Below are 13,317 nucleotides of genomic sequence, written 5' to 3'. Positions count from 1 at the left end.
ACGCACTCGACGCCAACGGAGTACCAGCACCAAACGGGTGGGCACCCGGAGACGCAAACGTCTACGTCGTGCCCGCCCTCACCTGCCAACTCTGCTTCTCACGCATCGCAAATGTGAAGCAGTACAAGGCTTGGCACATTGCGTGGCATTCGCAGAAAGACTCCGCAGTCGTCCGCGTCAAAACCGTCACCGGCATGACACCGCTCGGCATCAACGCCGAACAGACGTACATGATCGCCTGGGACACGGCAATGGCCGACACGAACTACGCGGTCGCCGCAACCGTCACATCATCCGGTGCAGCACTCGGTGCAATCGCGGCAGTCGTCCCCGGCAGCATCACCACCACAGGTTGCAAAATCAGCGTCCGCACCCTCGGTATCGCACTCGGCTCAACCGCTGTGCTCACCGTCTACGGAATCCACGTCTGACACCGCAGCCACATCATCAAGCCGTCCCATCCGGGGCGGCTTTTCGTCGTTCTAGGAGGCGGCATGGCCGACCGGTACCCAATCGGGGTGTCGTCGTATCACGACGGCACCGCATCAACACCACGCGGCAAACTGCAGACCGTCACCGACGCGTACCTCGCACAACAGCTCCGATCCGCAGCATTCGAGTTCGACCGCGACGTCCTCCGCAGCAACGGCGAACACCTCACCCCCAACGAAGGTGTCCGCGAGCTCGACCGGCAGTGGGACCTTTACAACCTTTACCTGGCTGGCGAAGGTTCGCTCGCCGCTTACCCCGGAACGTCCACGCACGGGCCGCAGATCGGCACCGCAGTCGACTTCGGTGTCACCCGGCTCGACGGCAGCAATCGTGCACTCACCGACAGCGAGTTCCAGCAGCTGTACGTGATCCTCAACCGCCGCGGCGTCGTGCACACCGGAGCAACCTTCCGCGTACCCGAAGCGTGGCACTGCAACGGCATCTACGCCGCCACCCGAGCGCCCATCGCAGGCGCGCCCCTCATGGGCGAAACCGCGAACAACGTCCCCGGCACGAGGCCGGCACCCAAGGAGGCAGACATGAAGGTCATCCAGGCCGGCTCATACAAGGTCGCCATCGGCGCACGCAACACGTGGAAGATCAGCAAGCTCACCGTCGCAGGCCAGCCGTTCACCGGCAGCCAGGTCGCTGAACTGCTCGAACGCGTCGAAGCGTCCGTCCCCACTGCACGCGCCACGTTCAACGACCTCGAGTTCGAGGTCATCCGCGTCGCCCTCAAGAAGATCAGCTAGGAGCACCCATGACTCAGATCATCGACCCCAGCGTCGGCACCACCCTCAAGGACCAGTTCTCGCTCGCCCGCGCCAAGAAGGCGTACACGGCTGGTGTTGCCGGTGCGATCGCAGGCTTCGGTTCCATCTCCCTCGCAGGTATCTTCGCTGACGGGAAGATCGACGGCCCCGAGGTCGGCGGCATCATCGCGTCCGTGGGTGGCGGGTTCGTCCTCGCGTTCTTCGGCGCATGGTTCCCGTCGCAGCCGGCCGTCGTCCCCGCACCCGGCCCCAACGACGCACTGGTCAAGGGTGACGGCCTCGGCGGCCCGGAACACTCCGCATGACGCAGAAACTGATCCGGAACACGGACACCGGCATCGTCTGGTCGATCAGTCCCGCGATCCTCGGCTGGGTGACGGGCACGCAAACGCAGCACATGTCGACCGCCGGCTACGCAGTCACGTCCGTCACGGATGCTGTGTGCCGCACCGTCCTCAAGCACAACGGATGGGACCCCGACGTTCTCCCGCTCACGCAGGGCAGCGTCTGGACACGGTTCTACCCCGCCTCCGACATCCCCCTCACCGTGCAGGGCGCGTCGGAAGACTTCATCACCAGCATCATGCAGCAGCTGCTCATCGGCTTCGGGCAGCAGACGAACACCATCAACGGCAACGTCGTCATGATGCGTGACCAGATGAAAACACACGTCACCGCGGAAGCGGACCGGGTCATCGCAGCGCTCTGATCGCACGTCATCCCACGGAAGGGGGACGGTATGGCTGACGGCGATCAGCAGCAAGTGACACTCGGTGAGGTCTACCGAGCCGTACTGGACCTGCGCCAAGAGCTCCGCAACATGGTTTCCCGTCAGGAGTTCACCGTGGTCGTGCAGAACCTCGAGGAACGGCAGATCGCACAGCAGAAGGATCTTGCTGAGCGAGCTGAAGCAGCAGGTAAGGAGCACGTCCGTTTGGATGCTGCACGAGACACTGCCGCTGCTGCAATGCACCAGGAAGTCGTGGACCTACGCAAGGAAGTCCGCGACCAGAAACGAGCGCAGGACGAAGCGGAAGAGAAGCGCAAAGCAGCCGCACGGTCCACGTACACGTCGATCGGTTTGGCAGTGTTCGCTGTCCTGCTCGGTGTCCTCCGTGACTTCTTCATCCCGGGAGCTGGTGGCTGATGATGCTGTTCGCGAAGGTCCGCCGTAGTGCGGGCAAGGTGGCGTGGTCGCTGGTCACGTTGTGGGTGGTCATCGCTCTTGTCGTCGCTACCGTGTTCGCCGGGTTTATGGTGCTGTACAACGACCGGCATGAGCTGATCAAGACGAACCAGGCGCTCATCGACCAGGTGAAGAGCACAGGCGAGAAGCCGGTTGTGAACTCACCGAACGAGGTGGTGCAGGGGCAGGCAGGTGCTGCGGGTGCAACTGGCGAGCGCGGTGAACGTGGCGAACCAGGGCCGCAGGGACCGCAGGGTGACATGGGTGAGCGCGGTCAGACGGGCGCTACTGGTTCACCTGGTCCGAAGGGCGACACTGGTAGCACCGGTTCGGCTGGTAAGTCTGGTCCCACAGGTGATGCGGGTGCGTCTGGAGCGCAGGGTGAACCCGGCGCGGATGGCGCTGACGGTGCGACTGGCGCGACAGGCCCGCAAGGCCCCAAGGGCGACACGGGTGCGACTGGTGCTACCGGACCTGCAGGACAGGATGGCGCGGACGGTAAGCCTGGCGCTGACGGTCGTTCCGTGTCGTCCGTGCAGTGCGTCATGGATGGCTTGACGTCGTACGTGGTCTTCTACGACCAGAACGGCGCAGAGATCGGACGCGTGCAGACAGGATGCGTCCCTACGCAGTAAACGAGCCGCCCGCCCACCTACATGGTGGGCGGGCGGCTTTCGTCGTCCCTGCGATGCCGAACCGCAGCCCTCCACACCCACGCGCTCGTCTTCGCTTGCCCGGATCCCCACTCGACGAGCACCGCGTCATCCGTCGCTGCGAGTGCCATCGCGTCGACACGGATCAGCCGGTCAGTCGTCTGCAACCAGGCGTAGCAGGGTCGTGGCGGGTCGAACTCTGCCCGCACCACCCCACGTGCTTCCTCGCTCAGACTGAACGCGTCAGGCGGCAACCAACGATCACGGCGACGAACACCCATGAGCGGCACAGTACGAGTAGCCGGCGACAGTCAGTCGGCGGAACGTGTTGCGTCAGAGGCCGAATGCCTTGAGAACAGCACTGGCGACAAGTAGTACGCCCGACAGTACGAACAGCCCACACGCGACCTGCCATCCACGCCGTTCGCTCATCGTCCGTCCTTCTTCCATCGCATGATCGTGTTGGTGCTCATCCCGGTGAACTCGGACAGGACGCGGATCGACGCGCCGTGGCCGTGAGCGCTGAGGACGGCTTCACGGACGGCCGTGTCGGCGGACTGTGCGGCTCGCATCGCGTCCCGGATCGCCTGCTCGTCCTCCGCGGTCAGGACACGCTTCGGGTTACCCACACGAGGAACTGTAGCGGGGGTGGTCACTCTTCAAGCTCCCGTCCGTCGAGCGAGTGGTGCACGTACACGATCCCGCCTTCCTCGAAACGTGGCGTTGGGCGGCACACGCACTCGTCGTCTGTGTCGTGTTCGATGAGGTCGCCCCTAGGCACTACGTGCATGGTCATGTGATCGTCTCGAATCCGCTGACGGTGACTTCGAAGGTGAGCTCACCCGGCTGCGACATGTCCGGCCCTGTCAGGTCGCCGTCGTACCAGCGTCGAGGCTTGATGGTCACTTCCGGGTCGGCGTACTTGTCAACGTGTTCCATGATGAACGCGAACGCATCATGCATGGTCGGCACATCAGTTACCCAACGTTCGTGCCGCTCAACAGTGCTCACAGCGCATCCGCCTTCAGATTTGAGTCACGGCACTCTGCGGAGTGCACGAGCAGCCGTCCGATGTGGATCCGTGGACAGTCTTCGATGCACACGTACCGGGGGTCGTCCTGGCCCAGCCATTCGTCGTAGTCGGTCACAGCGCGTCCGCCTTCCAGCAGGTGCAGATGTTTGGGTCGCCGATGCCGCCCGGTTCCGTGTTGCAATCCAGTTGATGCGGGGCGTTCTCGATCAGGGCACGTAGGCGCTCGTTCTCCGCATCAGCATCCCGACCTGCCTGGTACCAGTCCATCGAATTGCGGTCACGCAGCCGGTCCACCTCGTTAGCGGCGGCACGGAGAGCGGTCGCAGTGTTTCGGTGCCAGACGATTCGGTCTTCGTACTCGTACAGATCCCCGTACTCGGGCTGGCCTTCCTTTTCGGCCTTGTCGAGCACGTACTCGCCAGCTTCCTCGTCGTGCTCATCCGCCAGCGCGCGCATCTGCTCCGGGGTGGGGGCGTTCATCGGTGCCGGTGATTCGAGGTAGCCGCCCTGATAGTCGACCAGCAGCAGCAGCGGATCACGTTCGGCGGGTACTTCGGTGAGCACGCCGTCACGGACTGTCGCGAGCGCGTACTTGTAGCCGAACGCTTCGTCACCGAGCACCCTTGCTTGGAAGTCGCTGTCGTCTGCCGGAACCTGGTCGCCTACGCGCCACCGTTCAAGTGCGCGCCCAAACGCCTTGGTCTGCCACTCGCGCCCGTCGGCATCGATCATGCTGTCGAACATGCCCATCAGCGCGCCTCATCTGTCTCGCTCATAGCAACAGTTTACCTCAACCGTCGTGACCACCGCCACACTTGCGACCAGGTACGCTCACCCCGTCCCCGCTGTCCATCTACCGGACGGGAATCAAGCGCGGGACGACGAACGCCCCCACCTGAGCGAGTGGGGGCGTTCTTCTTGTGTGCCAGACTGTGGCACGATGCCACTGCCTACGAACCGGACGGTGACCGTTTGGGCTGGTGGTCACCCGAAAGTAGGCACAAGTGTCCCGAAAAACGTCAGGCTCGTGGGTTCGAATCCCACACCCTCCGCCATGGACACACGCCTGCGCCTGATCCGCGTCGACGACGCCTCGACGCTCGCGGCCGTCGTCAGTGCGAGCGCCGACCACCTGCGGCCGTGGGAACCGACCCGTTCGCCCGCCTACTTCACCGAGGCGGGGCAGCACGACGTCATCGTCCAGGCCCTCGCGGCCGAGCGTGCCGGCACGTCCGTCCCGTTCGTGATCGAGTCGGTCGACGGTGAACTGCTCGGCCGGATCACGCTGAGCGGCATCACCCGCGGTGCCCTGCAGTCGTGTGCGATGGGGTACTGGATCGCTCCGACCGGGTCCGGCAGGGACATGCCTCCCGGGCGGTCCGGGCGGCTGCGGCCCACGCGTTCGACGTGCTGCGGCTCCACCGTGTCCAGGCGGAGACCCTGCCCGAGAACGTGGGCTCGCAGCGTGCACTGCAGGCAGCGGGGTTCACGCGCTACGGCCTGGCGCCCGAGTACCTCAGGATCGCCGGGGCGTGGCGCGACCACGTCATGTTCCAGCTCCTCGCTCCGACCGACCGGTGAGCCCCCGGTTCAGCTGACGAGCCCCGTCACCACGTCGTGCACCACCCGGGCGGCACGCGCGGCCGCATCGTCGAGGTGCTCCTTGAACTCGTCGCCGTCCGGCGCGCACAGGTCGCTGATGCACCGGACGGAGACGAACGGCATGGCGTGGACGTGCGCGAACTGCGCGATCGCCGCCGACTCCATGTCGACCGCCGCGACCGTGGGGAACGCCGTCCGGAGCAGACGCGCTCGACCCTCGGTGACGAAGATCTCGCTCGAGCCGATCGTGGCCGAGCGGAGGCGGTACCCGGCGTCCGAGGCGAGTGCCAGCTCGACGAGCCGGTCGTCGGGCTCGTACCCGGTGGGCATGCCCGGGACCTGGCCGAGCGCGTACCCGAAGGCCGTCGCGTCGGCGTTGAGGTTGACGTAGCGGTCCCCGACGACGACGTCGCCGATCTCGACGCCGTGCATCAGCCCACCGGCCGTCCCGACGCTGATCACCGGGATGCCGGAGCCGAAGTCGTGGAAGGCGTGGGCGACCGCTGCCGTGGCGTTCGTGAACCCGATGCCGCTGCGGCGCACGGCGACCGTGGCGCCACCGACGTCGAGCAGGTGGTGTTCGTCGTGACCGCCGACCGGACCGTCGAGGATCGGGACACCGCCGAGGAGCCCGGCGAACGCGGACACCTCTTCGCTCATGGCGGCGATGACGACCGCGATCGGGGGAGGGAGTTGCACTGATCGATGATCGCACGGGCCGCCGACCGTCGGGACACCGGGACGCGTACCGTGCACCGTGCGCGAGGAGATCCAGGGGGCGGTGTGGTCGAGGTCGTCGAGTACCGGGCGGAGTGGCCGCGGCGCTTCGCGGTGCTGCGGACGGCGTACGGCGCGGCGCTCCTCGCCGCCGGGGTCCCGCACCGCATCGAGCACGTCGGGAGCACGGCGGTGCCCGGCCTCGCGGCGAAGCCCGTCATCGACGTCGACGTGGTCGTCGGGGCGGCGGACGTGCACGCGGCCGTCGAGGCCCTCGCTGCGATCGGCTTCGTGCCGCGCGGCGACCTCGGCATCCCGGGGCGGCAGGCGTTCCGCACGCCCGAGCGCTTCGCCCCGAGCAACACCTACGTCGTGGTCGAGGGATCGCTCGCGCTCCGCAACCACCTCGGCGTGCGCGATGTCCTGCGCGCGGACGACGCACTCCGCGAGGAGTACGCCGCCGTGAAGCGTCGGGCTGCCGCCGAAGCGCTGGACATCGACGACTACCTCGTGCGCAAGACCGCGGTGCTCGACCGGGTGTTGCGCGCGGCGGGTCTCACCGACTCCGAGCGCGCGTCGATCGCCGATGCCACCGCGGGCATCACCGGCCGAGGCGCCCACGGCTGACCCCCGACGCGCGGGTGTGACCCGACCGGCTGCGATCGGCCGACTCGCGGCGGTCGTGCGCGTGTCGGCCCGCCGTCGTGACCGTTCCGGTTCGCGGATCACGGGATTCGCGAACCGGAACGGTCACGCGCCCCGCGGAACCGGCGGTCCCGCCGCGTCCCGACGCCTCGCCGCGCGGCCCGACGCCTCGCCGCCGCGCGGCCCGACGCCTCGCCGCCGCGCGTCCCGACGCCTCGCCGCCGCGCGTCCCGACGCCTCGCCGTCGCGCGTCCCGACGCCTCGCCGCCGCGCGTCCCGACGCCTCGCCGTCGCGCGGAACAGCGGGCCGGGTCGCGAGCGCCGCCGAGGCCATCGACGGCGGAGGCGTCAGGCCGACGCCAGCGCCGGGTAGAGCGCGGTCAGCGGGGCGCTCAGTCCGGCGCGGACGTCGCGGCTGACCTGGTCGGCGAGGACCTCGTGCTCGCCGGCCTCGAGGGCCTCGTAGATCGCCGCCACGATGTCCGCCGGGTCGGCCTTCTCGACGTCGAGGTCGGCCGTCATGCCGGTGTCGGTGTAACCGAGGTGCGCTCCGAGGACCTGGGTCCCCTGGGGTGCGAGCTCGAGGCGCAGGGAGTTCGTGATCGACCAGAACGCGGCCTTCGAGGCGGAGTAGCCCCCGGCCAGCGCGATCCAGCTGAGCACCGAGTGCACGTCGACGAGCGTGCCTCCGGCCAGCGACGGCGCGAAGGCCTTGGCGACCCGGAGCGCACCGAAGACGTTCGTGGCGAAGACGTGCTCGACCTCGTCGACCGAGGTCTCGAGGAGCGGCGCGGAGCCACCGATGCCGGCGTTGTTCACGACGATCGTGGCATCGGCTGCTGCACGGGCGGCGGCGTCGACGCTCGCCTGGTCGGTGACGTCGAGGGCGAGCGGCACGATGCGCTCGTCGTCCCAGGTGCGCGGGGTCCGGGCCGTGGCGTAGACCTTGGCGGCGCCGCGGTCGAGGGCCTGCTGGACGAACGCGGCGCCGAGGCCGCCGTTCGCTCCGGTGACGAGGACGGTCGCGTCGGTGAGGGTGGTCATGGTGTGCTCCTGTCGAAGAGGTTGGGTACGGGAAGTGAACCTAGCATGGTGTGTCTGGATTCCGAACCCAGGTAGGATGAACACATGCTCGGCATCCTCGGCGGCGACGAGCGCTGCCCCATCGCGCGGTCCCTCGACGTCCTCGGCGAGAAGTGGACGCTCATGATCGTCCGCGACGCCCTCGCGGGGTCGACCCGCTTCAGCCAGTTCCAGCAGAGCCTCGGGGTCCCGCGGGAGGTCCTCACGGCACGCCTCGGCTCCCTCGTCGAGGGCGGCGTCCTCGAACGCCACGCCTACAAGCCGGACGGTGGACGCGTCCGGGACGAGTACGTCCTCACCGAGGCCGGCCGCGACCTCTCGCTCGTGCTGCTCGCACTGGGCGGGTGGGCGGACCGGCACCGGCCGTCCGAGCGCACGTCCGACCTCCGCTTCGTCGAGGCCACCACCGGCGAGCCGGTCGAGGCGGTCGCCGTGACGCGCAGCGGGCACCGCCGCGTCGCGCTCGACGCGCTCGAGGCGGTCATGGAGGACTGACGGTGCGCGGCCGGACGACGACTGAGCACGGTGGACCGCGCGCAGTCGTCGTCAGCGCGCGCACTCGCGCGAGCAGGCGGGCTGGCGTGACCAGCGTCGGACGGGAGGCGCGGGTCGGCCCCGCACCGCGCCTCCTGGACCGCAGGCGGGTGCGTCAGCGACGCACGCCGCACCCGCAACTGGCGCCGAGCACCAACTCGGCGGGGACGAGGTCCCGGTGCCACTGGTTGTCCGCGTCGAGGCCGAGCACCCGGTCGACGGCGGCGGTCGCCATCGTCTCGATCGGCTGCCGGACCGTGGTGAGCTGCGGGTTCGTGTAGTCGGCCTCGACCGCGCCGTCGAAGGAGACGATCGCGACGTCGTCGGGCGCGGACAGTCCGAGCTCGAAGAGGGCGCGCAGGAGCCCGACCGCCTGCATGTCGGAGCTGACGAAGACCGCTCGGGGGCCGGAGCCCTCGCCGAACATGCGGAGACCGGCCTCGTAGCCGCCCCGTCGGGTGAAGTCGCAGCGGACGATCGGGCCGTCGGGCAGCCCGGCGTCGCGGAGCGCCCGCATCCAGCCCTGCTCGCGGAGCTCCATCGAGCCGGCGTGCCCCATGACCAGGCCGATCGAGCGGTACCCGTGCTCGACGAGGTGCTGCGTGCCGTCGTACGCGCCACGGAGGGCGTCGACGCCGATGCTCGCGTAGTCGGGGACCTCGAAGAAGGTGTTGAGCAGGACCATCGGGATGCCGGGGTCCGTCACGGTGGACAGGTCCGGCCGCGTCATGATGCTCGTGACGATGATGCCGTCGACCTGCCGGGCGGAGAGGCTGCGCAGGCGCTCCCGTTCCTGCGCGGCGTCGCCGTCGCTGTTGGCGAGCAGGACGTCGTACCCGCGCGCGGCGGCGGCGTGCGTGACCGCGACGCCGAGCTCGGACCAGAACGGGTTGTCGAGCTCGGGGACGATGAGTCCGAGCATCTTCGAGGACCCGGTGCGGAGGGCCTGCGCGCTCGCGTTCGGGCGGTAGCCGAGGACGCGGATCGCCTCGCGGACGCGTGCCGCGGTGGCCGCTGCGACCGGACGGGGTCCGTCGTGCACGACGTAGCTCACGACGGAGGTGCTCACGCCGGCGTACCGGGCGACGTCGGCGCGGGTGACCGCCCTCGGGGTCGTCGGGACGGTCACGGGTGCCACCTTCGTCGGGTCGGAAGTCGCGTTCGGGTGCCGGCCCGTGCGGACCGACACCCGAACACCACTTGCTAGTCGCTGGCGATACTAGACGAGCCCACCGCCTCGACCGTCTCCGGGGCGTCGCCGAAGTCCGGCACCTCGAGGCGGACGCCGCCCTGCAGTGCGGACTGGTGGGCGATGATGCCGGGCAGTGTGAACCGGGCGGCGGTCCAGGCGTTCACCGGCGGCAGGGTCCGGTCGACGACGGCGCGGACGAAGTCGTCGGCGAGGAACTGGTGGCTGCCCTCGTGTCCGGTCGGGACCCCGGCGTACTCGGCCGGCAGGCGCGACGTGTCGTGCACGGCCGCGTAGCCGGAGACGAACGCGTCGCGGAGCGAGGGGTCGACGCCGGCGAGGCGGGGGTCGTCGAGCTCCATCGTCGCCTGGGTGTCGATCTGGTCGCTGATGTCGTGCGAGTCCTCCTTGTCCTGCCAGACGCTGACCTTGGCGAGCTGCTCGAAGCTCGCCTCGGTGCCGAAGTAGCGGAAGCGGGACTCGCGGATGTGCGACGGGTAGCCGACGCGGCGCATCTCGTTGATCCGCATGACCCCGCCGTTGTCGAGCTCGAACAGCGCGGTGGCGTTCGAGAAGTCGTTGTCGAACTGGCTGACGTCCTTGTCGAAGACCCCGTCGCCGCGGTCGTCCTTGACGCCGATGCAGCTGACGCTGACCGCGTGCCCCGGGATCGCACCGAGGACCCCGCCGACCGAGTGCGTCGGGTAGAGCATGGGCGGGTAGCTGGCGGTGCGCTTCCAGTCCTCGCCGCCGCTGAACTGGTACGCGGCGTAGAAGCCGAGGTCCATGTCGTGCACGTAGTCGCCCTCGGCGTAGAAGACGCGGCCGAAGGCGCCCTCGGCGACCTTCGAGCGGGCGAACACCGTCGCGGGGTTGTAGTAGCTCGTCTCGCCCATCATGTAGGTGAGCCCGGTCTCGCGGACGGCCTCGATGATGGCCTGGATCTCCTCGACCGAGATCGCCATCGGCACGGCCGAGTAGACGTGCTTGCCGGCGCGGAGGGCCTTCACGACGAGTGGGCCGTGCGTCCAGCGCTGCGTGAAGATCGCGACGGCGTCGACGTCCGAGGCGAGCACGGCGTCGAAGTCCGGGAACGTGCCGTCGAGGTGCTGCGACTCGACGAGCTCGGATGCCCGGTCGTCGACGAGGTCGGTGACGAAGACGCGGTCGACGTCCGGGTGCAGCTTGAACAGCTTGGCGAACTGGGGGGCGAACTGGCCCGCGCCGACCATTCCGACAGAGATCATCAGTGACCTTTCCAGGTGGGGGATGCGTCGCCGGGCAGGTCGCTCCGATGCGATCGAGGGCCATCCTGACACCGATGTCTACACGTGACAACCCCTGATTCAAACGAAGAAAAAGCCTCTTGCCACCCGCTGTCCCCACGTGTAGATTCCCGGCTCACGGACTGCTGCACGTCAGTCCACCGCAGACGAAGGAGTCGCGATGGCCACCGAGAGCCCTGTGTCGTCACCCTTGACGACGACCAGCACGAGACGGAGGAGTCGGGCGACCGACCGCGCCCGTGCCGGCACCACCTCCCCGCGACGCCGGCCCAGGAACGACCTCTGGCTGGCGCTGATCTTCATCGCCCCGGCATCGGTCGGCTTCGCCGTGTTCCTCGCATGGCCCACCGTCCGGGGTATCTACCTCAGCTTCACGTCGTTCAACCTGCTCACGCCCCCGGTGTTCACCGGCCTGCAGAACTACGAGCGCCTGGTGCAGGACTCGATCTTCTGGCACTCGATGGCGGTGACGGTCGAGTACGTCCTGCTGAACATCGGGTTCCAGACGATCCTCGCGCTGTTCATCGCCGTGATGATGCACCGCCTCACCAAGTCGACCTTCGTCCGGGGCATCGTCCTCGCGCCGTACCTCGTGTCGAACGTCGTCGCGGCGCTCATCTGGCTGTGGATCCTCGACACGCAGCTCGGCATCGGCAACGAGATCCTGTCGGCGATCGGTGTGGGCCGCATCCCGTTCCTGCAGAGCGACTTCTGGGGCATCCCGACCATCGCGTTCATCAACGTCTGGCGGAACGTCGGCTACACGGCCCTCCTCATCTTCGCGGGCCTGCAGGCGCTGCCGGAGCAGGTCTACGAAGCCGGCCGCATCGACGGCGCCAGCGAGTGGAAGATGTTCTGGCGCATCACCGTGCCGCTGCTCCGACCGATCCTCTCGCTCGTGCTCATCATCACGATCATCGGGTCGTTCCAGGTGTTCGACACCGTCGCCATCGCCACCCAGGGCGGGCCCGCGAACGCCACGAACGTCGTGCAGAACTACATCTACAACCTGGCGTTTGGCCGGTTCCAGTTCGGCTACGCGTCCGCCGTCTCGGTGGCCCTCCTCATCGTCCTCAGCATCATCACGATCATCCAGTACCGCCTCTCGCGTTCCGGCGAGAGCGACCTGGACTGATGGCCACAGCACACGGAAGCGAGTCGAAGATGACCAGCACCCTGCCCCCGGTGGTCGAACCGCAGACCACCCGCGCGATCACCACCCGCGGCGGCCCCCGACCGCCTCGTCGGAAGACCTCCGTCGGACGGGTCATCGCCTGGATCGCGATGATCGCCGTCATCGTCGTGACCCTGTTCCCGTTCTACTGGATCCTCCGCACCGCCCTGTCCTCGAACGGTGCGATCTCGGCCGACCCCACCTCGCTCCTTCCCACGGGCTTCAGCCTCGGTGGCTTCGAGCGCGTGTTCGGCCTGCAGTCCACGAAGGAGGCGCTCGCCCAGGGCGGGTCCGGCGCTGCCATCAACTTCTGGCAGTACCTGCTGAACTCGGTGCTCACCGCGACGATGATCACCGTCGGCCAGGTGTTCTTCTCCGCCGGGGCGGCCTACGCGTTCGCGCGGTTGCGGTGGCCCGGGCGCGACCGCGTCTTCGCGGTCTTCCTCGCCGGGCTGATGGTGCCGACGATCTTCACGCTCCTGCCGAACTTCACGCTGATCAAGTCCCTCGGCCTGGTCGACACGCTGTTCGGGATCGCCCTGCCGTCGATGCTCATGACGCCGTTCGCGGTGTTCTTCCTCCGGCAGTTCTTCCTCGGGATCTCCCGCGAGGTCGAGGAGGCGGCCCTCATCGACGGCGCCGGTAAGGTCCGGGTCTTCTTCCGGCTCATCCTCCCGATGGCCTCCGCCCCGATCGCGACGCTTGCCGTCCTGACGTACATCACGGCGTGGAACGACTACTTCTGGCCGCTGATGGTCTCGTACACCGACAGCTCCCGCGTGCTCACGGTGGCGCTCGGGGTCTTCAAGTCGCAGTCGCCGCAGTCCGGCACCGACTGGGCCGGGCTCATGGCCGCGACGCTCGTGGCGGCGCTCCCGATGATCGTGCTCTTCGGCGTCTTCGCCAAGCGGATCGTCAACTCCATCGGCTTCTCCGGCATCAAGTAGGGA

General features: G+C 68.1%; 19 protein-coding genes. 11 read left to right on the top strand and 8 right to left on the bottom strand.

Going from position 1 to position 13,317, the window contains the following annotated elements; genetic code table 11:
* The first annotated feature begins 68 nt into the window (after positions 1 to 68).
* From WFH25_RS13945 to WFH25_RS13920, 6 genes are all read left to right on the top strand, one after another.
* Positions 69 to 431 (top strand): hypothetical protein, encoded by a 363-nt coding sequence (locus tag WFH25_RS13945; protein ID WP_336698171.1) that lies wholly within the window; start codon positions 69 to 71, stop codon positions 429 to 431.
* A gap of 63 nt (positions 432 to 494) precedes the next feature.
* Positions 495 to 1,244: a hypothetical protein gene (locus WFH25_RS13940; protein WP_336698170.1), complete on the top strand. Its 750-nt coding sequence runs from the start codon at positions 495 to 497 to the stop codon at positions 1,242 to 1,244.
* A gap of 8 nt (positions 1,245 to 1,252) precedes the next feature.
* Positions 1,253 to 1,570, top strand: a complete 318-nt coding sequence (locus tag WFH25_RS13935; RefSeq protein ID WP_336698168.1) for a hypothetical protein — start codon at positions 1,253 to 1,255, stop codon at positions 1,568 to 1,570.
* Positions 1,567 to 1,974 carry a hypothetical protein gene (locus WFH25_RS13930; protein ID WP_336698167.1) on the top strand — a complete coding sequence of 136 codons (408 nt, stop codon included), beginning with the start codon at positions 1,567 to 1,569 and terminating at the stop codon, positions 1,972 to 1,974. Before WFH25_RS13935 ends, WFH25_RS13930 begins: the two co-directional genes overlap by 4 nt.
* A 30-nt stretch (positions 1,975 to 2,004) precedes the next feature.
* The gene (locus tag WFH25_RS13925) at positions 2,005 to 2,412 is read left to right on the top strand and encodes a hypothetical protein (RefSeq protein WP_336698166.1); all 408 of its coding nucleotides are present in this window, start codon (positions 2,005 to 2,007) and stop codon (positions 2,410 to 2,412) included.
* Entirely contained in the window at positions 2,412 to 3,086 is a 675-nt protein-coding gene (locus tag WFH25_RS13920; protein ID WP_336698165.1) for a hypothetical protein, read from the top strand. The genes WFH25_RS13925 and WFH25_RS13920 overlap by 1 nt, the downstream gene beginning before the upstream one ends.
* 446 nt (positions 3,087 to 3,532) lie before the next feature.
* On the opposite strand, the gene WFH25_RS13915 is transcribed toward WFH25_RS13920, so the two are convergent.
* The 4 genes from WFH25_RS13915 to WFH25_RS13900 form a co-directional block, all read right to left on the bottom strand.
* Positions 3,533 to 3,733 (bottom strand): hypothetical protein, encoded by a 201-nt coding sequence (locus tag WFH25_RS13915; protein ID WP_336698164.1) that lies wholly within the window; start codon positions 3,731 to 3,733, stop codon positions 3,533 to 3,535.
* A 163-nt stretch (positions 3,734 to 3,896) separates the two neighbouring features.
* A complete protein-coding gene (locus WFH25_RS13910) occupies positions 3,897 to 4,115 on the bottom strand; it encodes a hypothetical protein (RefSeq protein WP_336698162.1) in 219 nt (72 codons plus the stop codon).
* Positions 4,112 to 4,252 (bottom strand): hypothetical protein, encoded by a 141-nt coding sequence (locus WFH25_RS13905; RefSeq protein ID WP_336698161.1) that lies wholly within the window; start codon positions 4,250 to 4,252, stop codon positions 4,112 to 4,114. The genes WFH25_RS13910 and WFH25_RS13905 overlap by 4 nt, the downstream gene beginning before the upstream one ends.
* Positions 4,249 to 4,887 carry a hypothetical protein gene (locus WFH25_RS13900; RefSeq protein ID WP_336698160.1) on the bottom strand — a complete coding sequence of 213 codons (639 nt, stop codon included), beginning with the start codon at positions 4,885 to 4,887 and terminating at the stop codon, positions 4,249 to 4,251. The genes WFH25_RS13905 and WFH25_RS13900 overlap by 4 nt, the downstream gene beginning before the upstream one ends.
* Before the next feature lie 657 nt (positions 4,888 to 5,544).
* Here WFH25_RS13900 and WFH25_RS13895 point away from each other — a divergent pair.
* Complete coding sequence (locus WFH25_RS13895; protein WP_336698159.1) at positions 5,545 to 5,718, top strand: GNAT family N-acetyltransferase; 174 nt, start codon at positions 5,545 to 5,547, stop codon at positions 5,716 to 5,718.
* A 9-nt stretch (positions 5,719 to 5,727) separates the two neighbouring features.
* On the opposite strand, the gene mtnN is transcribed toward WFH25_RS13895, so the two are convergent.
* Positions 5,728 to 6,438 carry a 5'-methylthioadenosine/S-adenosylhomocysteine nucleosidase gene (mtnN, locus tag WFH25_RS13890; protein ID WP_083403429.1) on the bottom strand — a complete coding sequence of 237 codons (711 nt, stop codon included), beginning with the start codon at positions 6,436 to 6,438 and terminating at the stop codon, positions 5,728 to 5,730.
* Between the two features lie 84 nt (positions 6,439 to 6,522).
* On the opposite strand from mtnN, the gene WFH25_RS13885 reads away from it, so the two are divergent.
* Positions 6,523 to 7,083, top strand: a complete 561-nt coding sequence (locus tag WFH25_RS13885; protein ID WP_336698158.1) for a GrpB family protein — start codon at positions 6,523 to 6,525, stop codon at positions 7,081 to 7,083.
* Between the two features lie 366 nt (positions 7,084 to 7,449).
* Here WFH25_RS13885 and WFH25_RS13880 read toward each other — a convergent pair whose 3' ends face one another.
* Positions 7,450 to 8,145: an SDR family oxidoreductase gene (locus WFH25_RS13880; RefSeq protein WP_336698157.1), complete on the bottom strand. Its 696-nt coding sequence runs from the start codon at positions 8,143 to 8,145 to the stop codon at positions 7,450 to 7,452.
* An 84-nt stretch (positions 8,146 to 8,229) separates the two neighbouring features.
* Between WFH25_RS13880 and WFH25_RS13875 the strand changes: the two genes are divergently transcribed.
* Positions 8,230 to 8,679 (top strand): winged helix-turn-helix transcriptional regulator, encoded by a 450-nt coding sequence (locus WFH25_RS13875; RefSeq protein WP_336698156.1) that lies wholly within the window; start codon positions 8,230 to 8,232, stop codon positions 8,677 to 8,679.
* Between the two features lie 154 nt (positions 8,680 to 8,833).
* Here the strand turns inward: WFH25_RS13875 and WFH25_RS13870 are convergent, their stop codons facing one another.
* Positions 8,834 to 9,847: a LacI family DNA-binding transcriptional regulator gene (locus WFH25_RS13870; protein WP_229087208.1), complete on the bottom strand. Its 1,014-nt coding sequence runs from the start codon at positions 9,845 to 9,847 to the stop codon at positions 8,834 to 8,836.
* Positions 9,848 to 9,921: 74 nt separating this feature from the next.
* On the bottom strand, positions 9,922 to 11,154 hold the full coding sequence (locus tag WFH25_RS13865; RefSeq protein ID WP_071296046.1) for a Gfo/Idh/MocA family protein: 1,233 nt from the start codon (positions 11,152 to 11,154) through the stop codon (positions 9,922 to 9,924).
* Positions 11,155 to 11,353: 199 nt separating this feature from the next.
* On the opposite strand from WFH25_RS13865, the gene WFH25_RS13860 reads away from it, so the two are divergent.
* Positions 11,354 to 12,328: a carbohydrate ABC transporter permease gene (locus WFH25_RS13860; protein WP_336698155.1), complete on the top strand. Its 975-nt coding sequence runs from the start codon at positions 11,354 to 11,356 to the stop codon at positions 12,326 to 12,328.
* Positions 12,329 to 12,357: 29 nt separating this feature from the next.
* The gene (locus WFH25_RS13855; protein ID WP_336698153.1) at positions 12,358 to 13,314 is read left to right on the top strand and encodes a carbohydrate ABC transporter permease; all 957 of its coding nucleotides are present in this window, start codon (positions 12,358 to 12,360) and stop codon (positions 13,312 to 13,314) included.
* The last annotated feature ends 3 nt before the right edge of the window (positions 13,315 to 13,317 follow it).

Origin of the sequence: Curtobacterium sp. USHLN213, from assembly GCF_037144815.1 — a bacterium.
Taxonomy (GTDB): Bacteria; Actinomycetota; Actinomycetes; order Actinomycetales; family Microbacteriaceae; genus Curtobacterium.
Note: the sequence above shows the minus strand (reverse complement) of the source record. Positions and strands in the feature narration are given on the sequence as shown.

Excerpts from the sequence above, each read along its gene's own strand:
- WFH25_RS13865 (WP_071296046.1), bottom strand. The coding sequence starts at position 11,154 with ATGATCTCTGTCGGAATGGTCGGCGCGGGCCAGTTCGCCCCCCAGTTC.
- WFH25_RS13935 (WP_336698168.1), top strand. The coding sequence starts at position 1,253 with ATGACTCAGATCATCGACCCCAGCGTCGGCACCACCCTCAAGGACCAG.
- WFH25_RS13920 (WP_336698165.1), top strand. The coding sequence starts at position 2,412 with ATGATGCTGTTCGCGAAGGTCCGCCGTAGTGCGGGCAAGGTGGCGTGG.
- WFH25_RS13855 (WP_336698153.1), top strand. The coding sequence starts at position 12,358 with ATGACCAGCACCCTGCCCCCGGTGGTCGAACCGCAGACCACCCGCGCG.
- WFH25_RS13930 (WP_336698167.1), top strand. The coding sequence starts at position 1,567 with ATGACGCAGAAACTGATCCGGAACACGGACACCGGCATCGTCTGGTCG.
- WFH25_RS13880 (WP_336698157.1), bottom strand. The coding sequence starts at position 8,145 with ATGACCACCCTCACCGACGCGACCGTCCTCGTCACCGGAGCGAACGGC.
- WFH25_RS13860 (WP_336698155.1), top strand. The coding sequence starts at position 11,354 with ATGGCCACCGAGAGCCCTGTGTCGTCACCCTTGACGACGACCAGCACG.
- WFH25_RS13940 (WP_336698170.1), top strand. The coding sequence starts at position 495 with ATGGCCGACCGGTACCCAATCGGGGTGTCGTCGTATCACGACGGCACC.
- WFH25_RS13925 (WP_336698166.1), top strand. The coding sequence starts at position 2,005 with ATGGCTGACGGCGATCAGCAGCAAGTGACACTCGGTGAGGTCTACCGA.
- WFH25_RS13900 (WP_336698160.1), bottom strand. The coding sequence starts at position 4,887 with ATGGGCATGTTCGACAGCATGATCGATGCCGACGGGCGCGAGTGGCAG.
- WFH25_RS13875 (WP_336698156.1), top strand. The coding sequence starts at position 8,230 with ATGCTCGGCATCCTCGGCGGCGACGAGCGCTGCCCCATCGCGCGGTCC.